This is a genomic window from Nonomuraea helvata (assembly GCF_039535785.1).
GTDB classification, from domain to species: domain Bacteria; phylum Actinomycetota; class Actinomycetes; order Streptosporangiales; family Streptosporangiaceae; genus Nonomuraea; species Nonomuraea helvata.
In genome coordinates this window covers 537,173-557,060 of the sequence record NZ_BAAAXV010000009.1, presented here as the reverse complement: position 1 = coordinate 557,060, position 19,888 = coordinate 537,173, and the positions used below count along the sequence as shown (strand labels likewise).

Sequence of the window (19,888 nt, the reverse complement as noted above, 5' to 3'; positions counted from 1 at the left end):
GGGCACGCAGAGCCACACGGGGGAATGGGGCTTCGATGCGTATTGTCGGGATTGTCCAGGCACGCATGGGCTCGACCCGCCTGCCGGGCAAGGTGCTGCGGGAGCTGGGCGGCAGGTCGGTGCTGGGGTGGGTGGTCCGCGCCGTACGCGAGGCCGGCGCGCTCGACGATCTCGTGGTGGCCACCACGACCGAGGAGGCCGACGACGCGGTGGTCGCCGAGTGCCGCCGTCTCGGCGTGGCGTGGCACCGGGGGCCCGTGGACGACGTGCTGACGAGGTTCATGGAGGCGCTGGCGGGGCGGCGCGGGGACGCGGTGATGAGGTTCACGGCGGACTGTCCGCTGCTGGACCCCGCCGTGATCAGGGAGGCGGCGCTGGTGTTCCGTGCCGTGCGCGGGCTCGGCTACCTGAGCACGAGCCTGGCGCGCACGCTGCCGCGCGGGCTCGACGTGGAGATCGTGAGCAGGGCCGCGCTCGAGCGGGCCGACGCCGAGGCCGCGGGGTTCCACCGCACGCACGTGACCTCCTACGTCTACTCGCACCCGGGTGAGGCGCGGCTGCTCGGGCTCGCCTACCAGCCGGTCGCCGACGACCTGCGGATCACGCTCGACACGGAGGACGACTGGCGGCTCATCTCCCGGGTGGTGGACGCGCTGGGCGACCGGTGCCTGCCGTTCGGGACGGTGGTGGGCTGGCTGCGCGAGCGGCCGGAGGTGTGCGGGCTCAACGCCCACGTGCGGCAGAAGGCACTTCAGGACGCGTGAGCGGGGTCGGCTTCCGGTGCGACGCTGGCGTCAGGAGCGGCGTCGGCCACCTGGTGAGGTGCGTGGCGCTGGCCGAGGAGCTGTGCGCGCGGGGCGTGCCGGTGGTGTTCCTCGGCGAGGTGCGCGGCTCCGATTGGGCGCGGGCACAGCTCAGCGAGCGCGGGCTGCCGCTGGTGCCCGCTCCGGGGCGGCCGGCACGTCTGGCAGGGCTGGTCCGGGAGCTCCGGCTGGACGCCGTGGTCCTCGACTCGTACGAGCTGCCGGACGGCACGGGGGCGGCGCTCAGGGGGGCGGGTCCGCGCGTGCTGGCGATCGTGGACGGCGACCCGCTGGGCCAGGAGGCCGATCTCTACCTCGACCAGAACCTCGGCGCCGAGCGCCGCCCCTTCCCCCGGCCCGCGCCGCGCCTGGCCGGGGCGCGCTACGTACTCCTGCGGGACAGCGTGCGGCGGCGCAGGCGGGCCAGGCGTGCCGGGCCGGTGCCGCGCGTGCTCTGCTTCTTCGGCGGCACCGACAGCGCGGGAGTGGCCTCCGCCTGGGCCGGGGCACTGCGGGCGACCGGGGCGGCGTTCGAGGCCACGGTCGTCAGCCCGGAGCCGTTCGAGGCGGACGGGCCGATCACCGTGATCCCGCCGACCGACCGGCTGCCGGACCTCATGGCCGAGGCCGATCTCGTGGTCACCGCCGCCGGGTCGGCCATCTGGGAGCTGCTCTACCTCGGCGTGCCCACCGCCCTGAGCTGGGTGGCCGACAACCAGCTCATCGGCTATGAGGAGCTCGTGGGCCGGGGCGTCGCGGCCGGGCTGGGGCGCGAGGCCGACGCCCGGGCCGTCGGCGTGCTGGCCCGTCTGCTCGCCGACCCCGCCGCCCGCGAGGAGCACGGGTGGCGGGGCAGCGGCCTCGTGGACGGCCTGGGCAGGGAACGCGTCGCGGACGCCCTCCTCAGACCAGATCCCAGCTGAGCGGCGTGCCGGCCGGCACATCGCAGGTGAAGCGCCGTCCTATCACCTCTCTGGCCGCGTCGGGAGGCAGGCCGCCCGCGGGCCGGATCGAGCGGACGTTCTCCGAGCTCACCTCGTCGCCGGCGCGCACGTCGCGCACCACGTACAGGGACCGGCGGAAGCGCAGCCCCTCCTGCTCGGACGGCCGGGGCCCGATGCCCACGCCCCCCAGCGACTGCCACGCCCGTTCGCTCTCCACCACGAGCGCGGCCAGCTCGGCGGGCTCCAGCGAGAAGGCCGCGTCCACCCCGCCCTCGGCACGCGACAGGGTGACGTGCTTCTCGATCAGGCGCGCTCCCAGCGCCACCGCCGCCAGCGGCACCCCGATGCCGGGCGTGTGGTCGGACAGCCCGATCACCGCGCCCGTGAGCGCCTCGAGCCGCGGCAGCGACCGCAGGTTGCTCTCGGACGGAGAGGCCGGGTAGGAGGCCGTGCAGGACAGCACGGCGAGCTCGGTGCAGCCCGCCTCGCGGGCGGCGCCCAGCGCGGCCTGGATCTCACGCATCTCCGCCATCCCCGTGGAGATGATCAGGGGCTTGCCGGTGGCGGCCGCGAGCCGGATCAGCGGCAGGTCCACGATCTCCGAAGAGGCGATCTTGTACGCCGGCACGCCCAGCCCTTCCAGGAACTCGACGGCCGTGGGGTCGAAGGGCGAGGAGAACGCGATGAGCCCGTGCTCGCGGGCCCGCTCGAAGATCGGCTCATGCCACTCCCAGGGCGTGTGGGCGCGCTCGAAGAGCTGGTAGAGGGTCTCGCCGCCCCACAGCTCGTGCCCGTCGCCCACGCGGAACGCGGGCCCGTCGCAGTCGATGGTCAGCGTGTCGGGCCGGTAGGTCTGCAGCTTCAGCGCGTGCGCCCCACTGGCCGCCACCGCGTCCACGATGGCCAGCGCCCGCTCCAGGCTCCCGTTGTGGTTGCCGGACAGCTCGGCGACGACGAACGGCGGCTGGTCGACCCCGATCGCCCGCCCCCCGATGGAGATCATGCGTGCTCCTTACTGAGCCTGATGGTCACAACGTCTCGCGGCACCCCGTCGACGTCCCGCCGGTAGGCCCCGGCCTCCACGAACCCGAACCGCCTGTGCAGCCGCCGGGCCGCCTCGTTGCAGGCCAGCACCTCGCCGCGGAGCGTCGTCAGCCCGAGCGGCCCGAAGGCGTACTCGATGGCCGCCCGCTCCAGGCCGACCCACACCCGAAGCAGCGCCCCCGACTGGTCCAGCCCGTCAAGGTCGAGGTAGAAGCCCCAGGTGGCGCTCTCGGACGACAGGCCCGAGTAGGTGACCACGCCCGCGGCCCCCTCCTCGTGGTCGTAGATCAGCACAAGCTTGCGCGCGTCGGCGCGGGTGATCTCCCACCAGCGGGCGTGCTCGTCCTCGGAGATCTCGTGCGTGGTGAAGCTGGCTGCCCGCACGCGTGGATGGTTGCGCCATCGGCGCATGACCGGCAGATCGTCGTCCCGGACGCTTCTCAGCACCTCTCCCCCTACTGTTCGTGCTCGACTCACTGCACAACGTAGCGGATTATGCGTCCGGTAAAGAGCTGATCAGGGCTGCGGAATCCGCCGGGCGGCCGGGGCATGCTGCCCCTGAACCCGTCCCGAGAGCCAAGGAGCAATTCGGAATGATCCCCCTGCTCAGCGTGGTCGTCCCGGTCTACAACGTGGAGCCGTACATCACGGAATGCCTGAAGTCGCTGGCCGCGCAGACGCTGGACGACATCGAGGTCGTCCTGGTCGACGACGGATCCTCGGACGGCAGCCGGCGCATCGCCGAGGACTTCGCCGCGCAGGACGACCGCTTCGTCCTGCTCGGGCAGCGGAACCTGGGGCCGGGGCCGGCCCGCAACGCGGGGCTCAGGCAGGCCCGGGGCACGTACCTGGCCTTCGCCGACAGCGACGACGTCGTGCCACCGGACGCGTACCGGCGGCTCGTGGACACGCTCGCGGAGACCGGCTCGGACCTCGCGTGCGGTGCGGTGGGGCGGCTCGTGGACGGCGTGCTGGAGGAGTCGACCCTGCACGAGAAGGCGTTCAGGCGGCCGGAGCTGTGCACGCACATCACCGACAAGCAGGTCCTCGTCAGGGACCGCACGGTCTGGAACAAGGTCTACCGGCGCGACTTCTGGGAGCGCGGCGGTCTGGCGTTCGCCCCGGGCATCTACGAGGACGTGCCCGTCGCCATGCAGGCGCACGTCCTGGCCACCAGCGTGGACATGATCGGCGACGTGGTCTACCACTGGCGCAAGCGCGACGCGGGGGAGACCTCGATCACGCAGCGCCGGGCCGAGCTGCCCAACCTGTACGAGCGCCTGGCGGCCATCCGCTCGGTCCGCGCCTTCCTCGACGAGCGGGCGCCCGAGCTGCTCGACGGCTTCGACGCGCTGGTGCTGGAGAAGGACATCATCTTCCTGTTCCAGGCGCTGGAGGCGTGCGAGGAGAGCGGGCCGCTGCTGCAGCTGGCCGACGCGTGGCTGACCACGCTGAGCCCGAGGGCGCTGGCCACCGCGCCGTCGCTGCGCCGCCTGGAGCTGCACCTGATCAGGCGCGGCATGGTGGACGAGCTGCGGCAGGTGCGAGAGTTCCGGCGCGCCTGCGAGGACGGCACCCGCATCGTTCCGCGCGGCCGGCGCACCACCAACTGGTACGGCGACTACCCGTTCTTCCGCAAACGCCGCCGGCTCCGCATCCCCGACGAGGTGTTCGACGCCCGCGACGAGGTCAGGCTGGTCGCCAGGGTCGAGGAGTGCACCTGGACCGGCGCCGAGTACCACCTGCGCGGCCAGGTCGCGTTCCACCGGGTCGACCGCAAGGTGAGCAAGGTCGACCTGTGGCTCAGCGACGGCCGTCGCCGGGTGCCGCTGGAGGTGCGCCGGACGGGCCGCCACGGCATGGCCGCGACCGTCGATCCCGAGCGGCTCCAGGGCGGCGGGCCGAGCTGGCGTCTCCAGGTGCGCGGCGAGGTCCGCGGCCTGGTGCTCAAGAGCTGGGCCAGGGACGGCGACGCGAACTCCGCGTGGCGGCTGTCCGTGCCGGGTTGGTCAAGAAGCGGCATGGACATGCCCCAGTAGTTCCAGAGAGTAATCACTCCGGCGCGTCGCGTGGTCATGCTTGGGTCCATGAGGACCTATTCGCTCGATGACGTCTACGAGACACGCAAGCGGAGAGACTCGTGGTGGACCGTGTATTTCGTGGATCCGGTCGCCTGCCGGGTCGCCCTCCAGGTCGCCAACCACACCCGGCTGACGCCCAACGGCCTCACCGTGTTCTCGCTGGTCCTCGGCGCTGTGTCGGCCGCCTGTTTCGCGACGAACCAGCTCATAGCGGGCGCCATCGTCTTCTATCTGAGCTTCATGATCGACTGTGTGGACGGCAAAATCGCCCGGCTCAAGGGCACGGGCACGCCGTTCGGCCTCTGGCTCGACTACGTGGGGGACCGGGTCAGGGTGGTCCTGTGTGCCGGGGGGCTGGCATACGGGCAGTACGACCTCACCTCGGATGTGCGCCACATCCTGCTCGGGGCGGCTGTCGCCGTGCTGGACCTGTTCAGGTACGTCAACGCGCCGCAGATGAAGCGCGTACGCGAGATCGTCAGGGAGGAACGGGGGGAGCGGGAGCCCGACGAGGACTTCGCCGAACCCCTGGAGCGGGTGCCGCTCGCCGAGAGGACGCGGCGGCCGCGCAGTTTTCCCAGACGGTTCAACCGGTTCCTGGCGCGGCACCGGGTCCGTTCGCACCTGATCAGCGGCATCGAGTTCCACGCGGCGGTGTTCGTGGTCGCGCCCCTTGCGGGGGCATGGGCGCTGATCCCGCTCGCCGCGCTGGCCGGGGCGCTGCTGCTGGTCAACGAGGTCTTCCTGGTCTACCGGCTGTGGCGCTTCACGCGCAGGCACGACGTCGCCTCCGCTCAGGAGAGCCGAGAGCACGTTCTCGTCTAAGTTTTCGGGGGTTACTAAGAAATGTCCGACCGTCCAGTCTTCGTCATCGGATGTCCGCGGTCCGGCACCACGATGCTCCAGCTCATGCTCCACTCGCACCCCCGCATGGCGGTGCCACCGGAGACGCGCTTCCTCATTCCCGCCTACTACCGCCGCCGCACGTGGGGCGACCTGCGGGTCGTCTCCCGCCGCCGCGCCCTCGCGCAGTGGATCGCGACCGACCGCAGCACGAAGTTCCGCGAGCTCAAGATCGACAAGGACGAGTTCGTCCGGCAGGTCGTCGAGGGGCCCGGCTCGCTGGGCTCGGTGTTCGGGACGGCCTTCCGCATGTACGCCGACCGGTTCGACAAGGTCCGCTGGGGCGACAAGCGGCCCAGCTACGTCAAGCAGGTGGACCTGCTGCTCAGGCTCTTCCCCGACGCGCAGTTCGTCCACCTCATCAGGGACGGCCGCGACTGCGTGGCCTCGCTGAAGGAGATGCCCTGGTACACGCTCGACTCCTTCCACGCCATCTCCACCTGGGCCGAGGCCATCGACGCGGGCGGCCGGCTCAGGCGCACGCTGAGCGATGACACGTACTACGAGCTGCGTTACGAGGACCTCACCGACGATCCGGCGACCGAGCTGAAGAAGCTCTGCCACTTCCTGGACGAGGACTACTCGCCCGCGATGATCTCGCCACGTGAGGCCGCCGTCGTGGCGGTGCCGCAGCACAAGGTCTGGCACAGCAACACCCACGGCGAGGTCACCCGCAGCCGCGTGGGGAGCTGGGCCACGCGACTGGACGACTGGGAGATCGCACTGGCCGAGCACATGCTCGGCGACCGGCTGGAGTCCATGGGGTACGAGCTCACCGGCGCCCCCAGGCCGACCAAGGAGCACGTGACGGCCTGCCAGAAGACGATGCAGAAGCGCAGGGCGAGCCGCCTGCGCAAGCACATGCGCGACCGGCTGAACCGGCTGCGCGAGCCCAGCCCCGTGGCCGCGATGCTCACCTCGGGCCAGCGGTCCCTGGCGGGCGTGCCCCAGCAGCGTACGGAGCTGACGGAGACGGTCTAGCTAGCGCTCGATGTGGGCGAACAGCCGCTCCCAGCCGTCCAGCACGTGGTCGAGGCGGAACGCCTCGGCCCGTGCGCGCGCGTCGGCCCCCAGCCGCCGCCGCTCGCCCAGGGAGCCGGCCAGCTCGGCCAGCACGGCGGCGAACGCGTCCACGTCCCCCGGCGGCACCAGCACGGGCCCCGCGCGGCGCACGCCGCCCGACACGTCGAACGCCACCGACGGCACCCCGTGCGCGGCCGACTCCAGCAGCACGATGGGCAGGCCCTCGTGCTCGCTGGTCAGGCCCAGGACGGAGGCGTCCAGGTATTCGGCGGGCATGCGGGCCGCCGGCACCGGCCCCCTGAAGACCACCCGGTCTCCGACGCCCTCCCGGCGCGCGTGCTCGCGCAGCCGCTCCAGCTCGCCGCCGTCGCCGATGAGGTGGAGCTCCCACGGCGGCGGCAGGCGCGAGCGGGCGAACGCGCTGATCAGCCGGTCGAACCGCTTGACCCCTTCCAGGCGGCCCACGCCGAGCACGCGGGGCGCGGTGAGCGTGGAGAGCCGCTCCGGCCAGCAGGGCAGGGGGTTCGGCAGCGTCCAGACGTTGGGCAGCAGCGCGTGCTCGGAGAAGAGCCGGGCGTCGTCCTCGGTGAGGAAGACCGCCTGGTCGAGGTGGAGGTAGTGGCGCCTGATCGAGGCGAGGTGCCAGCAGCCGCGGGCGTGGTCGTACGAGCCGTGGTACTGCCCGATCGGCCGGAACCCCGGGGGCAGCAGCTTCGACAGCCGGGCCACCACGGACGGCGAGGTCATGACGGCGTAGCCCGGCTCGATCGCGCCCAGCAGCCTCCTCAGCCGCCGCCTCGTCCCGGTCACATGGCGGTGGTACAGCGGCCGGTCCACGTAACGGAACGGCGAGCGGGACCGCTCCAGCCCGATCACGTGCACCTCGTGCCCGCGCCCGGCCAGCCCCTGGGCGAGCGTGTGGGTCACCTGCTGGACGCCACCCAGGGTGTCGGCGTCCAGGCAGGCGAACACGACACTCATGAGAAGAAGTCCCGCACGATGCGCGCGGACGCGTCGCCGCGCTCGTCGGCGCACCACAGGGCGCGGAAGGCCGCGTACCGTCCGGCGAAGGCCCGGTGGGTCTCGGGCAGCCGCCTGATCGCGGCCACCAGCTCCTCGGTGGTCGTGACGCACGGCCCTGGGGCGATCGCGGGCAGGTCGTGGTAGACGCCGCGCTCCGACAGCCGGTAGTCGTCCCAGTCGTCGATGAAGAACACCATCGGCTTGCCGGTGATCGCGTAGTCGCACATCACCGACGAGTAGTCGGTCAGCAGCGCGTCCGAGGCCAGCATCAGGTCGTTGATCTCGGGATACGACCCGGCATCCCGTACGAAGTGCCTGAGATGCTCGGGCGGGGACCAGCGCTCGACCGGATGCGTACGCAGCACCAGCACCCATTCGTCGGCCAGCTCGGCGGCCAGCAGCTCCAGATCCACCCGGACGGATGTGCCGCGGCCCATCTCCCGATCCCGGTACGTGGGCGCGTAGAGCAGGATCTTCCGCCCGCGCGGGATCTCCAGCAGCTTCCGGACATCACCGGTTGTCTCGCCCTTGACCAGCGCGTCGCAGCGCGGCGTCCCGTACCGGTAGACCTTGCCCGTGTAGCCGTTGGCGGGCAGGAACAGCCGCGAGAACTCCGCGCTCGGCGAGACCAGCGCGTCCCACCGCGCGACGGCGGCCCGCCACTGCGCGCGCGGCCGGTCGAAGTCGGCACGCAGGTCGGGCGCGTCGAACCCGATCGACTTGATGCCCTGCCCGTGCCAGGTCTGCAGGTATCGGGTGCCGCGCGGCTTCGGGTGGTCGAGCGGGAAGCCGTGGCTGTCCACCCAGATCCCGGCCCTGGCCATCGTCCAGATGTAGGCCCAGCTGCCCCTGCGTACGAGCCGCGCGCCGGGCGGGAGGTCGCCGCGCCTCTTGGCCACCGACCAGACCACGTCGATCGGCAGCCCGCGCCGCCGCAGCTCCTCGTAGACGGCCCGCGGGCTGCCGCCGCAGCTCTTGCCGACGTCCGACTCGAACAGCGCGAGGTTCCGCCGCGGCGGCAGCACCTTGACGATCAGCTTGTAGGCGCGCAGCTTGTTCTCCGGCGTGCTGAACCGCCTCATCAGCGCCCGCGCCGCCCGCCGCAGGAGCGGGCAGGGGCCGGGCCGCACGCACAGGTACCCGGCGTACCCCTCGACCGCCACCGTGCATCCGGGCAGCTCGATCGGCTCGGTACGCGGGTCGGCGATGATCCGGTCGGTCGTGGTGTGCCCGTCGGAGGCTCTGGTGAAGCCGATGCGCGGCTCGCACTTGCCCGTAGGGGTGAAGACGACCTCGCCGACGTACCCGCCCTCGCCTGACGGCTCCAGCCGCATCGGGATCTTCCGGGTTCCGAGCTGCAGGAACGCCGTCCAGTCCAGCGGCAGCGCCCCGAAGGGGTCGTACGTACGCACCACCATCCGCACCCGCTCGCCGTCCGAGGAGAGGTCCGACGCCTCGTGCCGCAGCCTGGACTCGGAGAAGGGCAGCTCGGCCAGGCGCAGCTTCGTGATGTCCATGCCGGGCGAGGCCGACGTCCCCCAGTACGTACGCCCGTGGAGCTGCACCGCCGCCCGCGGCGCGGCCCTCGCCCCGGTGAGCGAGCCCGCCGCCATCAGCAGCTCCTCGGCCCGGTCCGCCAGGATGAGCCGGCAGCAGACCCGGTCCAGCGGCTCCATCCCGTCCAGCACGCGGCCGGGGATCTCCTCCAGGTACGGCCGCACGATCGAGGCGAACTCCTTGACCCACACCAGATCCCGCGCGGGCAGCGGGTTGAGATAGACCCGCAGGTCCTGCCGGAGGAAGCGGCGCTGCCGGTGCGGCACCAGGTCCGCGGCCCCGTGCTCCCGCAGGACGTCGTCGCTCAGCCGGGCGGCGAGGACCCGCTGCCGCACGTTGTCCAGGTCGTCGACACGCTGCGAGATCGAGTCGCTCACCGGCGCCCGGTGCCAGTGGTAGACCGTCCAGGGCACGATCGCGAACCTGCGCGCGACCGCGTACAGCTCGGCCGTGAAGACGTGGTCCTCGTAGAGGATGTCCTCGGGGAAGCGCACGGCGTGCTCCCGCAGCAGGCGCGTGTCATAGATCTTGTTGGTGCTGAAGCAGTCGAGGAAGAGCTCGGGCTCCCGGCGGATGCCCGCCACCACCCGCCGCGGGGCGAAGAGCGAGGGATAGTACGGCTTCAGCCGCCCCTCCGGCTCGATCAGCCGCGAGATCTGCCCCGACACGAAGCCGGCCCCGGTCCGCTCGATCTCGGTGAGCAGGCTCTTGCACGCGTGCCTGGGCAGCTCGTCGTCGCTGTCGAGGAACATCACGTACGGCGAGGCCGCTGCGTCGAGCCCGTCGTTCCTGGGCGCGCCGCAGCCCCCGCTGTTGGCGAACCTGCGCAGGTACCGGACCCGGCGATCGCGCACCATGAGCCCGGCGGCCACGTCCGGCGTGCCGTCCGTGCTGGCGTCGTCGACGACGATCACCTCGAGGTCGCGCAGCGACTGCCCGAGCACGGAACGCACGGCTCTGGGCAGGCGGGCCGCGTCGTTGTAGGAGATCACGACAACGGTGCAGTCCGGCATCCCAACCTCCCGCGGCTCCATTCACCTGCGGGAATGGCACTTCCCCCAGGCCGGGGGAAGTGTCCGGACTTGATGGACTGTTTGCCCGAAAATCAGCGCATAAGCCGACGAATCACCCAAGCGATGACCACCAGGGCGGCGAGCGCGCCCGCGATGGGTGCCAGGCGCTTCAGCAGCGGCTGACCCGCGACCTCCAGCAGGTCGAGCGCCTCCTCCTCGGGCGTGAGCGAGGTGCGTATGGTGCCCGCGGGCCGCGACTCCTGCTCGGGCGGCGGCACCGCGCTCAGGTGTCGTTCCTCCTCGTGGCTCGCCGCGAGGGCGGGGGCGGGCTCGGGCTCGGACAGCGGCCCGGACGGGGCGGGCTCGACCGTGGACTCGGAGAGCAGCCCGGCCAGGTTGGCCGCGAACTTGTCGATGAGCCTACCGCCGACCTCGGCCATCACGCCGCGCCCGAACTGGGCCGGCCGCCCGGTCACGTTGAACGTCGTCTCCACGGTCACCGTGGTGTCCTCGTCGCTCGGCGTCATCCGCGCCTTGACCGTGGCCGAGGCCGTGCCCGAACCCCTGGCCTCCTTGCCCGACGCCTGGATGGTGAGCGAGTAGGAGTCCTTGTCCACGTCCTCGAACCTGGCCGAGCCCTTGTAGGTCACCATGATCGGGCCGACCTTGACCTTCATCCTGCCGGTGAACTCGTCGCCCTCGAAGATGTCCAGCGTCGCCCCCGGCAGGCACGGCGCGACCCGCTCGACGTCGAGCAGCACCGCCCACGCCTGCTCGATCGGGACTGGAACAGTGAACTCGTGCTCGAACCGCATCGCCATCGATACGCTCCTTCCCGGTGGTTGCGACACTATGTCTGGGCGGGGGCGCCCCGGAAGAGGCGCCCCCTCTTACCGGCTCAGGGTGTTCCGGCCGCGGTGCGTACGGCTCGGTGGGTCAGGACCTGGGCCAGATGTCGGCGGTAGTCGGGCTGGGCGTGCAGGTCGGCCGGGGGCGAGGCGCCGTCGGCGGCCTCCTCGCATGCCTGGCGTACCCGGTCGCCCAGCTCCACGCCCTCCAGCGCGGCCTCCGCGGCACGGGCGCGCAGCGGCGTCGGGCCCATGTTCGTCAGCCCGATCCTGGCCTCGGCGATCGACCCGTTGGAGCGCTTGACGGCGGCGGCCACGCCGACGATGGCCCACGCCTGCGCGGTCCTGTGGAACTTCTCGTAGTGGAAGCCCCAGCCCGCGCCCAGCTTCGGGATCTTCACCCCGGCCAGGATCTCCCCGGCGTCCAGCGACGACTCCAGGTAGTCGACGAAGAACTCGGCGGCCGGGATCTCCCGCTCGCCCTGCGCCGACCTGGCCACGAACACGCCGTCCAGCGCCAGTACCACGGCGGGCAGGTCGCCGGCCGGGTCCGCGTGGGCCAGCGAGCCGCCGAACGTGCCCCGGTGCCTGATCGCCGGATCCGCCACCGTGGCGGCGGCCATCGCCACCAGCGGGCAGCCGGCCCGCACCACGCCGGAGCGCACGACCTCGTCATGCGTGGTCATCGCGCCGATGAAGACGTGGTCGCCGCGGTCGTGCACGCCCTTCAGCTCGGGCAGCCGGCCCACGTCGACCAGCGTCGACGGGTACGCCAGCCGCAGCCGCAGCAGCGGCAGCAGGGACTGACCGCCCGCCAGCACCTTGGCGTCCTCGTCGGAGGCGAGCGCCCGGCAGGCCTCGTCCAGCGAGTCCGGACGCACGTAGTCGAACTGCGCGGGGATCATTGCCGCACCCCTTCCTGTGCCCGCTCTTCCTGCGCCCGCTCTCGTAGGGCCCGCCAGACGCGTTCGGGCGTGCACGGCATCTCGACGTCGTGGATGCCGTGCGGGCGCAGGGCGTCCACGATGGCGTTCACGACAGCCGGGGTCGAGGCGATGGTGCCCGCCTCGCCCACCCCCTTGGCGCCCAGCGGGTTGCTGGTCGCCGGGGACTCGGTCCTGTCGAGGTCGAACGTCGGCAGGTCCGCCGCCGACGGCATCAGGTAGTCGGCCATCGTGGTGGTCAGCAGGTTGCCCTCGGCGTCGTAGACGGCCTCCTCGAACAGAGCCTGCGCGATGCCCTGCGCGATGCCGCCGTGCACCTGGCCCTCGACGATCAGCGGGTTGACGACCTTGCCGACGTCGTCCACCGCCACGTACGAGCGGATCTTGACCATGCCCGTCTCGGTGTCCACCTCGACCGCGCACAGGTGGGTGCCGTGCGGGAAGGAGTAGTTCTCCGGGTCGAACGTGGCGTCGGAGTCGAGCCGCGCCTCCACGCCCTCCGGCAGGTCGTGCGCCGTGAACGCGGCGTAGGCCAGCTCCTGGACGGTCTTCTGCTGGTCCGTGCCCCGCACCTTGAACGCCCCGGCCGCGAACTCCAGGTCGTCGGGCGAGCACTCCAGCACGTGCGCGGCCAGCTTGCGGGCCTTCTCCTTGACCTTGTCGCACGCCTTGAGCACGGCCACGCCGCCGACGACCAGCGAGCGGGAGCCGTACGTGTCCATGCCCTTGTGCGCGATGGCCGTGTCGCCGTGGAGCACCGTGACGTCCTCGAACGGCACGCCGAGCGCGTCCGCCGCGATCTGGCTCCACGAGGTCACGTGCCCCTGCCCGTGCGGCGAGGTGCCGGTGATGACCTCGACCTTGCCGGTGGGCAGCATGCGTACCGAGCCGTGCTCCCAGCCGCCCGCGCCGTAGTTGGACTCGCCGAGCATCCTGGACGGCGCCAGGCCGCACATCTCCGTGTACGTGCTGACCCCGAGGCCGAGCTGCACCGGGTCGCCCCTGTCACGCCGGTCGGCCTGCTCCGCGCGGAGCTTGTCGTAGCCGAACAGCGCCAGCGCCTTCTCCGTGGCCGCCTCGTAGTTGCCCGAGTCGTACGTCAGGCCCGAGATCGTGGTGTACGGGAACTCGTCGTGCTTGATCCAGTTGCGCCTGCGCACGTCCACCGGGTCCATCTTCAGCTCGGCGGCCAGCTCGTCCATCACGCGCTCGATGCCGAACGTGGCCTCAGGACGGCCCGCGCCCCGGTAGGCGTCCGTGGGCATCTTGGTGGTGAACACGCCCGTGCAGCCGAACTCGTACGCGTCCATCTTGTAGATCGCGTTGAACATCGACGCGCCGAGCAGCGGGATGCCCGGCGTCACCAGCATCAGGTACGCGCCCATGTCGGCCAGCAGGCCGACCCGCAGCCCGCGGATGCGTCCGTCGGCGTCGGCGGCCAGCCGGATGTGCTGGATCTGGTCGCGGCCGTGGTGCACGGTCAGGTTGCCCTCGGAGCGGGACTCGGTCCACTTGACCGGTCTGCCGAGCCTGCGGGCGAGCAGCAGGCAGAGCACCTCTTCCGCGGTGACCTGCAGCTTCGAGCCGAACCCGCCGCCCACGTCGGGGGCGATCACCCGGAGCCGGTGCTCGGGGATGCCGGTCACGACCGCCAGCATGACCCGCAGCACGTGCGGGATCTGGGTGGACGACCAGAGCGTGAACGCCTCGCCGTCGGTGTCGGCCAGCACCGCCCGCGGCTCCATCGCGCTGGGGATGAGCCGCTGCTGCCGGTACGTACGGTCGATGACGACGGGCGCGTCCCTGAACGCGGCCTCGATGTCACCGGAGTTGATCTTGACGCTGAACGCCTTGTTGCCTGCCTCGTGCACCTTCGGGCTGCCCTCGGCCAGCGCCTCGTTCATGTCGAGGACCGCGGGCAGCTGCTCGTACTCGACGTCGATCGCCTCAAGGGCGTCGGCCGCGCGGTAGCGGTCGGTCGCGATCACGCAGGCCACGGCCTCGCCGACGTACCGGACCTCGGACACCGCCATCGGCGGGTGGTCGGGGATGACGACGTCCTCGCTCACCGGCCACGCGCACGGCAGGCTGCCCTGCTCGGCGGCGAAGTCCTGCCCGCTGAACGCCGCCACGACCCCGGGCAGATCGCGCGCCCCCGACACGTCGACCCTGGCGATCCTGGCGTGCGCCATCGGGCTGCGCAGGAACATCACGTGCAGCATGCCCGGGCGGGAGAGGTTGTCCGTCCACTGGGTACGCCCCGTCAGCAGCCTGGCGTCCTCCTTGCGCCTCCTCGGCCGGCCGATCTCCTGCTGGACGGTCATGGCGTGGTCACCGCCCGTCCCATCTCCTGCGCGCCTCGGCGTACGGCCTTGACGATGTTGCAGTAGCCGGTGCAGCGGCAGAGATTGCCTTCCAGGCCCTCCCTGATCGCCTCCTCCGACGGCTCGGGATTCTCCCTGAGCAGGTCTATCGCGGCCATGACCATGCCCGGCGTGCAGTAACCGCACTGCAGGGCGTGCTCTTCGTGGAAGGCCCGCTGCATCGGGTGCATCGACCCGTTGGCGCCCAGGCCCTCGATCGTGACGACGTCGCAGCCGTCGGCCTGCACGGCGAGCGCGGAGCAGCTCTTGACGCTCTTGCCGTCGAGCATGACCGTGCAGGCGCCGCAGTTGCTGGTGTCGCAGCCGACCGGTGTGCCGGTCTTGCCCAGCCGCTCTCGTAGCAGGTGGACGAGGAGGAGCCGCGGCTCCACATCCTCCTCGTACTTGATCCCGTCGACGGTGACGGTGATTCGGGGCATACGTCCTCCCTCAGGAGCAGGGGATCGGCGGACACACCCGAACCTACGCCGGTGTTTATCCCGGTCAAGGGGTTACTTACCGCGGAACACCCTCGCGATGATCGCCACCAGCCCGGCGAACGCCAACCCCAGCACCAACACCCCGACCAGGACCAGCGGATCCGTGATCGCGCGTGTCACAATCAGGATGCCCAGAACGATGAAGAGCACACCGCTGAGCAGGGCCATCCAGTCGGTCCTGTGCAGGCGCCGAGTTTTTTCGACGTCACGCGGCACGCCGCACCTCCATGTCGCTGAGGCCGCCGCGCAGGTTGAGCACGATGGTGGAGACCTTCTTGTCCGGCCTGACCTCGGGCTCCAGGACCTTGTCGCAGCGCACGTCCACGCCGCCCTTCACCGAGTGGTCGAGCTTGATGTCGCCGACCTTGTTGGTCGCGTGCACCTCCACCCGTGCCGTCGGCGGCACGATCACCACCAGCTCGCCCACCGTGACCGACGCCTTGAACGTGACCGTGCTCCCCGGGCTCAGCGGCAGCTCCGACAGGTCCAGCCGGCCGTCGCCGACGCCCACGTCGTACAGCATGCTCGCCTCCGCCACGCTGGTCGGGGCCCATGCCGACTCACCGACGTTCCGGGGCACGCCGCCGAGCACGAGGCCGACGGCCACGATGACCGCGACCATGGTGCCCCAGGCCACCAGCCCGGCGCCGCGTCCCCACCAGGCGGCGATCAGCAGCCCGGCGCCGATCGTGATGAGCATGGCGCCACCGACGATGGTCGGGCTCACTCCGGCGGCCGACCTGGCTTGGACCGCCACGACGATCCCTCCAATGATGAATGCCAGCAGGATGGTGATGCCGCCGATGAACGACCTCGGACGCGGCTTCCGCTCTGTCTTGGGGATCGGGCGGCCGTACAGGGTGGGGTCGTACGGCGAGTGGCCGGCCCGCTTGGCCGGGTCGAGCGGACGGTAGGGCCCGTTCGGCGCGAAGGGCTCGCCGTACGGGGTGTAGTCGACGCGAGTTCTGGGCTGTGGCCGGTACGGCGGGACGGGGTGCTGGGCGGTCGCCTTGACGTCCTCGTCCGCCTTTACGTCGGTGGCTTTTACGTCGGCGGCTTCTGCGTCCGCGGCTTTTACGTCGGCGGCTCTTGCCTCGGCGGCGTGCGCTTGTTCGGTGGCCTCGTCCACCCCGATCGGCGGCTCCTGGGCCTGGGCGGGGCTCTCAGCCCGCTCCTCGCCCCGGCCCCAGACCGGTTCTGAGACGGGACGCTTGTTGACCGGCTCGGGCGCCGGTGCCCTGACCGGCGGCGCCCCCGAGGCGGAGGCACTCGGGGGGTCACTCGCAGCGGTGCCGACAGGGGCGGTGCCGACAGGGGCGGTGCGCCTCCGGCTCAGGCGTTCGGGCATCGAGCGGGCCAGGCCCAGCAGGTCCACCCCGTTCGAGTGGGCGGCGAGCAGGGAGACGGCCAGGAAGACGCCCACCACCAGCGAGCCGGTGTCGAGCCAGACCGTGGCCAGGTTGAGCGCCAGCCCGAACGCCAGCACCGCCGTCAGCAGCGCCATCACGGCCTCGGCGTCGAAGTCGCGGCGCGTCCACTGCTCGATGATCCCCGGCTTGCCGTTCGGCTCCTTCATCAGCAGGAACGCCGCCAGATAGAGGAACAGCCCGATGCCGGAGCCGACCAGGAGCACGACGAAGCCCACGCGGAACACCACCGGGTCGATGCCGGTGTGCCGCCCGAGACCGGCGCAGACGCCCATGAGGAAGCGCCCTTCGCTGCTGCGTCGCAGCGCCCGGGGCGGGGCGGCCGGTTCTCTGGGTGGAGCCTCTGTCATGGAACCATCGTGGACCCACGGGCGGTGTGCCCGCATCCGGGACACCCCTGAGCAGACCCGGGGGTTGTTCCCTGATGCCCGCACTGGCCCCGACATGTGACTATGGCCATGTTATGGCTGACCAGAAGACTCTCGCCGAGCCGACCGGCGACGCGCCTTACCGGCGCATGATGCGCCCCATGGAGGGCCGCCTGCTCGGCGGTGTCGCCCAGGGGCTGGCCGCGCAGCTCTCGCTCGATCCCGTAGTGATCAGGCTGATGTTCATGCTGCTCAGCGTGGTCGACGGCGTCGGCGTGGTGGCGTACGCCGTGCTGTGGATGATCGCGCCGCGGCAGCCGTACGAGGGGCAGCCGCCGCAGCGGGACTGGAGCCAGCTCGCGGCCTTCAGCGCGATCGGGGTGGCGCTGTTCGCGTTCGGCTGGCTCACGGGGGCCTCCAAGGGCGGGATCGGCATGCTGCCGTTCGCCGTGGGCGGCATCGGCGCGTTGATCCTCTGGCAGCAGGCAGATCCTGAACGCCGCAAGAACTGGGTCCGCGGGGCCACCACGAGCATCAGGAAGAACCGGGTTCGGACGCTGCTCGGCGTGGCGCTCGTGGTGATCGGCGCGGCCGGCTTCCTGTACGTCCAGGGCGAGCTGGCCCAGGCGCGGCCTGGTCTGCTGTTCACCGTCGTGGTGGTCGGCGGCCTGGCGGTCATCGCCACACCCTGGCTCGCCGGTCTGTGGAAAGAGCTGCAGCTGGAGCGGCGCGAGCGCATCAGGCAGGAGGAGCGGGCCGAGGTGGCCGCCATGGTGCACGACTCGGTGCTGCACACCCTCACCCTCATCCAGCGCGTCGCCCACGACCCGCGCGAGGTCGCCAGGCTGGCCCGTTCGCAGGAGCGCGAGCTGCGCAACTGGCTCTACCAGCCCGCTCAGGACGCCGACGCCACGGTGGCGGCCGCCGTACGCAGGATCGCGGCCGAGGAGGAGGACGCGCACGGGGTGCCCATCGAGGTCGTCTGCGTGGGGGACATCGACCTCGACTCGACCGGCAGGCTGGCCGCCATGCTCAAGGCGTCGCGGCAGGCGATGGTCAATGCGGCCAAATACTCTGAGAGTCCTTCCATTTCCGTCTATGCGGAAGTAGAGGGTGAAGAAGTCACGATTTTCGTGAAGGATCGGGGCAAGGGCTTCGACCTCGAGGCGGTGCCGCTCGACAGGATGGGCATCAGGGAGTCCATCATCGGGAGAATGGAGCGTCACGGGGGCGTGGCCAGGGTGCGTACCTCGGTCGGCGAGGGCACCGAAGTGATGTTGACGATGAAGGTGGAGAAGGCATGACGCGCGTGTTGATCGTCGACGATCACCGGCTGTTCCGTTCGGGCGTACGCGCGGAGCTGGGCGACTCGATCGAGGTGGTCGGCGAGGCCGAGGACGTGGAGACGGCCGTCAAGGCGATCGCCGAGCACCAGCCCGACGTGGTCCTGCTGGACGTGCACATGCCCGGGGGCGGGGGCCAGGAGGTCCTGCGCCGGGTGCTGGGCGCGGGCTCCCAGGTGCGCTTCCTCGCCCTGTCGGTCTCGGACGCCGCCGAGGACGTCATCGGCGTGATCCGGGGCGGGGCCCGGGGGTACGTGACCAAGAACATCAGCGGCAAGGAGCTCACGGACGCCATCCGGCGGGTGGCGGAGGGCGACGCGGTCTTCTCGCCGCGGCTGGCGGGTTTCGTCCTGGACGCGTTCGCCTCGTCGGAGGCGCCGTCCATCGATCCGGAGCTCGACTCGCTGACGCAGCGGGAACGCGAGGTGCTGCGGTTGATCGCGCGCGGGTACGCGTACAAGGAGATCGCCAAGGAGCTCTTCATCTCGGTCAAGACCGTGGAGACCCACGTCTCGTCGGTCCTCCGCAAGCTCCAGCTCTCCAACCGCCACGAACTCTCCCGCTGGGCCACCGCCCGCCGCCTGGTCTGACCGCCGTTTCCCTTTTGGGTGGTCGGTCACCCATGTGGGGAGTGGAACGTTACGTGATAGTTATCACCGATCCGCCCACAAAACTCCTGTCTCAGTTGTCACACATGAAGGAGAAAAACTCATAGTCCAGGAGTGCCCCCTTGAATCGCGTCCCCCGGATGCTGCCGGCCCTGGTCGCATTGGCCGCTCTGACGGCATGTGCGGCCGAAAGCGGCCACGTCCCGCAAGTGCAAGCCCCGGTGGTGCAGGCCGTCGGTGCGGCAGGCGTCACGGCACCGGCGAAGAAGATCAAGCTTGATATAGCCGACATAACCCCGATGGGGGAGAAGTCCGAGAAGGTAGGCGTCGGCTTCCCGATCATCGTCACGTTCGACCACGACGTCGAAGACAAGGCGGCCGTGGAGGGCCTGCTGGAGGTCCAGGCGGAGCGGCCGACCGAGGGCGCGTGGCGCTGGGTGTCGGCCCGCAAGGTCATCTACCGTACGAAGACGTACTGGAAGCCCCACCAGAAGGTGCTCTTCACCGCCCGCCTGTCGCAGCTCCCCGGCAACACCGGCGCCAAGGACGTGTCCCAGCGCTTCGCCGTCGGCACGAAGAACATCTCCGTGGTCAACACCCGCAGCCATCAGATGAAGGTGTACCGCGACGGCAAGCTGGCCAAGAAGATCCCGATCAGCGCCGGCCGGGGCGGGTTGGTCAGGAACGGCGTGGACGTCTACCTCACCACCAGCGGCGTCCACCTCACCATGGGCAAGAAGCCCGTGGAGACCATGACCTCCTCCTGGATGGGCGTGACGGATCCCAAGGACCCGCGCTACTACAAGGAGGAGATCCCGTGGGCGGTACGCATCTCCGACAGCGGTGAGTACGTCCACCAGAGCGCCGGCTACTACCAGTTCCTGGGCCGCTCCAACCAGAGCCACGGCTGCGTGCGCGCCACCCCGGCCGGGGCCAAGTGGTTCTACGGCATCGCCCAGCGCGGCGACGTCGTCAAGATCACCGGCACGAAGCGCAAGCTGCAGTGGAACAACGGCTGGAGCTACTGGCAGCTCAACTGGACCGAGTGGAAGAAGGGCAGCGCACTGAAGAGCTGACCCCCACCGAGCTACCGTGC

The 19,888-nt window shown here is 70.9% G+C and carries 18 protein-coding genes; 8 read left to right on the top strand and 10 right to left on the bottom strand.

What is annotated here, in order from left to right; genetic code table 11:
- Positions 1–35: 35 nt before the first annotated feature.
- Positions 36–764, top strand: coding sequence for a cytidylyltransferase domain-containing protein (locus tag ABD830_RS35130; RefSeq protein ID WP_344997414.1), 729 nt, complete (start codon positions 36–38; stop codon positions 762–764).
- Positions 761–1,726, top strand: coding sequence for a PseG/SpsG family protein (locus ABD830_RS35125; protein ID WP_344997412.1), 966 nt, complete (start codon positions 761–763; stop codon positions 1,724–1,726). Before ABD830_RS35130 ends, ABD830_RS35125 begins: the two co-directional genes overlap by 4 nt.
- Here the strand turns inward: ABD830_RS35125 and pseI are convergent.
- Together pseI and ABD830_RS35115 are read right to left on the bottom strand one after the other, a co-directional pair.
- A complete protein-coding gene (gene pseI / locus ABD830_RS35120; RefSeq protein ID WP_344997410.1) occupies positions 1,707–2,750 on the bottom strand; it encodes a pseudaminic acid synthase in 1,044 nt (347 codons plus the stop codon). The genes ABD830_RS35125 and pseI overlap by 20 nt on opposite strands.
- On the bottom strand, positions 2,747–3,238 hold the full coding sequence (locus tag ABD830_RS35115; RefSeq protein WP_344997408.1) for a GNAT family N-acetyltransferase: 492 nt from the start codon (positions 3,236–3,238) through the stop codon (positions 2,747–2,749). Before ABD830_RS35115 ends, pseI begins: the two co-directional genes overlap by 4 nt.
- A gap of 146 nt (positions 3,239–3,384) precedes the next feature.
- On the opposite strand from ABD830_RS35115, the gene ABD830_RS35110 reads away from it, so the two are divergent.
- The 3 genes from ABD830_RS35110 to ABD830_RS35100 are packed head-to-tail and all read left to right on the top strand — an operon-like array spanning position 3,385 to position 6,756.
- A complete protein-coding gene (locus tag ABD830_RS35110) occupies positions 3,385–4,830 on the top strand; it encodes a glycosyltransferase family 2 protein (RefSeq protein ID WP_344997406.1) in 1,446 nt (481 codons plus the stop codon).
- A 48-nt stretch (positions 4,831–4,878) separates the two neighbouring features.
- Positions 4,879–5,697: a CDP-alcohol phosphatidyltransferase family protein gene (locus ABD830_RS35105; RefSeq protein ID WP_344997404.1), complete on the top strand. Its 819-nt coding sequence runs from the start codon at positions 4,879–4,881 to the stop codon at positions 5,695–5,697.
- A 21-nt stretch (positions 5,698–5,718) separates the two neighbouring features.
- Positions 5,719–6,756 (top strand): sulfotransferase family protein, encoded by a 1,038-nt coding sequence (locus ABD830_RS35100; protein ID WP_344997402.1) that lies wholly within the window; start codon positions 5,719–5,721, stop codon positions 6,754–6,756.
- On the opposite strand, the gene ABD830_RS35095 is transcribed toward ABD830_RS35100, so the two are convergent.
- The 8 genes from ABD830_RS35095 to ABD830_RS35060 form a co-directional block, all read right to left on the bottom strand.
- The gene (locus ABD830_RS35095) at positions 6,757–7,779 is read right to left on the bottom strand and encodes a glycosyltransferase (protein WP_344997400.1); all 1,023 of its coding nucleotides are present in this window, start codon (positions 7,777–7,779) and stop codon (positions 6,757–6,759) included.
- Complete coding sequence (locus ABD830_RS35090) at positions 7,776–10,391, bottom strand: bifunctional glycosyltransferase/CDP-glycerol:glycerophosphate glycerophosphotransferase (protein ID WP_344997398.1); 2,616 nt, start codon at positions 10,389–10,391, stop codon at positions 7,776–7,778. Before ABD830_RS35090 ends, ABD830_RS35095 begins: the two co-directional genes overlap by 4 nt.
- A gap of 92 nt (positions 10,392–10,483) precedes the next feature.
- Entirely contained in the window at positions 10,484–11,212 is a 729-nt protein-coding gene (locus ABD830_RS35085) for an SRPBCC family protein (protein ID WP_344997396.1), read from the bottom strand.
- Positions 11,213–11,289: 77 nt separating this feature from the next.
- A complete protein-coding gene (locus ABD830_RS35080; RefSeq protein ID WP_344997393.1) occupies positions 11,290–12,144 on the bottom strand; it encodes an FAD binding domain-containing protein in 855 nt (284 codons plus the stop codon).
- On the bottom strand, positions 12,141–14,507 hold the full coding sequence (locus ABD830_RS35075) for a xanthine dehydrogenase family protein molybdopterin-binding subunit (protein ID WP_344997391.1): 2,367 nt from the start codon (positions 14,505–14,507) through the stop codon (positions 12,141–12,143). Before ABD830_RS35075 ends, ABD830_RS35080 begins: the two co-directional genes overlap by 4 nt.
- Positions 14,504–14,986: a (2Fe-2S)-binding protein gene (locus ABD830_RS35070; RefSeq protein ID WP_344997389.1), complete on the bottom strand. Its 483-nt coding sequence runs from the start codon at positions 14,984–14,986 to the stop codon at positions 14,504–14,506. The genes ABD830_RS35075 and ABD830_RS35070 overlap by 4 nt, the downstream gene beginning before the upstream one ends.
- Before the next feature lie 72 nt (positions 14,987–15,058).
- Positions 15,059–15,262, bottom strand: a complete 204-nt coding sequence (locus tag ABD830_RS35065) for a hypothetical protein (RefSeq protein WP_344997387.1) — start codon at positions 15,260–15,262, stop codon at positions 15,059–15,061.
- Positions 15,252–16,823, bottom strand: a complete 1,572-nt coding sequence (locus tag ABD830_RS35060; RefSeq protein WP_344997385.1) for a PspC domain-containing protein — start codon at positions 16,821–16,823, stop codon at positions 15,252–15,254. The genes ABD830_RS35065 and ABD830_RS35060 overlap by 11 nt, the downstream gene beginning before the upstream one ends.
- 113 nt (positions 16,824–16,936) lie before the next feature.
- On the opposite strand from ABD830_RS35060, the gene ABD830_RS35055 reads away from it, so the two are divergent.
- The 3 genes from ABD830_RS35055 (at position 16,937) to ABD830_RS35045 (ending at position 19,868) form a co-directional block, all read left to right on the top strand.
- Complete coding sequence (locus ABD830_RS35055; RefSeq protein WP_344997383.1) at positions 16,937–18,145, top strand: ATP-binding protein; 1,209 nt, start codon at positions 16,937–16,939, stop codon at positions 18,143–18,145.
- Entirely contained in the window at positions 18,142–18,774 is a 633-nt protein-coding gene (locus ABD830_RS35050; protein ID WP_185070757.1) for a response regulator, read from the top strand. The genes ABD830_RS35055 and ABD830_RS35050 overlap by 4 nt, the downstream gene beginning before the upstream one ends.
- Before the next feature lie 140 nt (positions 18,775–18,914).
- On the top strand, positions 18,915–19,868 hold the full coding sequence (locus ABD830_RS35045) for a L,D-transpeptidase (protein ID WP_344997379.1): 954 nt from the start codon (positions 18,915–18,917) through the stop codon (positions 19,866–19,868).
- Positions 19,869–19,888 lie beyond the last annotated feature (20 nt).

Coding starts and splice junctions, on each gene's coding strand:
- ABD830_RS35130 (WP_344997414.1), top strand. CDS start 36: ATGCGTATTGTCGGGATTGTCCAGGCACGCATGGGCTCGACCCGCCTG.
- pseI (WP_344997410.1), bottom strand. CDS start 2,750: ATGATCTCCATCGGGGGGCGGGCGATCGGGGTCGACCAGCCGCCGTTC.
- ABD830_RS35110 (WP_344997406.1), top strand. CDS start 3,385: ATGATCCCCCTGCTCAGCGTGGTCGTCCCGGTCTACAACGTGGAGCCG.
- ABD830_RS35105 (WP_344997404.1), top strand. CDS start 4,879: ATGAGGACCTATTCGCTCGATGACGTCTACGAGACACGCAAGCGGAGA.
- ABD830_RS35100 (WP_344997402.1), top strand. CDS start 5,719: ATGTCCGACCGTCCAGTCTTCGTCATCGGATGTCCGCGGTCCGGCACC.
- ABD830_RS35095 (WP_344997400.1), bottom strand. CDS start 7,779: ATGAGTGTCGTGTTCGCCTGCCTGGACGCCGACACCCTGGGTGGCGTC.
- ABD830_RS35090 (WP_344997398.1), bottom strand. CDS start 10,391: ATGCCGGACTGCACCGTTGTCGTGATCTCCTACAACGACGCGGCCCGC.
- ABD830_RS35085 (WP_344997396.1), bottom strand. CDS start 11,212: ATGGCGATGCGGTTCGAGCACGAGTTCACTGTTCCAGTCCCGATCGAG.
- ABD830_RS35080 (WP_344997393.1), bottom strand. CDS start 12,144: ATGATCCCCGCGCAGTTCGACTACGTGCGTCCGGACTCGCTGGACGAG.
- ABD830_RS35075 (WP_344997391.1), bottom strand. CDS start 14,507: ATGACCGTCCAGCAGGAGATCGGCCGGCCGAGGAGGCGCAAGGAGGAC.
- ABD830_RS35070 (WP_344997389.1), bottom strand. CDS start 14,986: ATGCCCCGAATCACCGTCACCGTCGACGGGATCAAGTACGAGGAGGAT.
- ABD830_RS35060 (WP_344997385.1), bottom strand. CDS start 16,823: ATGACAGAGGCTCCACCCAGAGAACCGGCCGCCCCGCCCCGGGCGCTG.
- ABD830_RS35055 (WP_344997383.1), top strand. CDS start 16,937: ATGGCTGACCAGAAGACTCTCGCCGAGCCGACCGGCGACGCGCCTTAC.
- ABD830_RS35050 (WP_185070757.1), top strand. CDS start 18,142: ATGACGCGCGTGTTGATCGTCGACGATCACCGGCTGTTCCGTTCGGGC.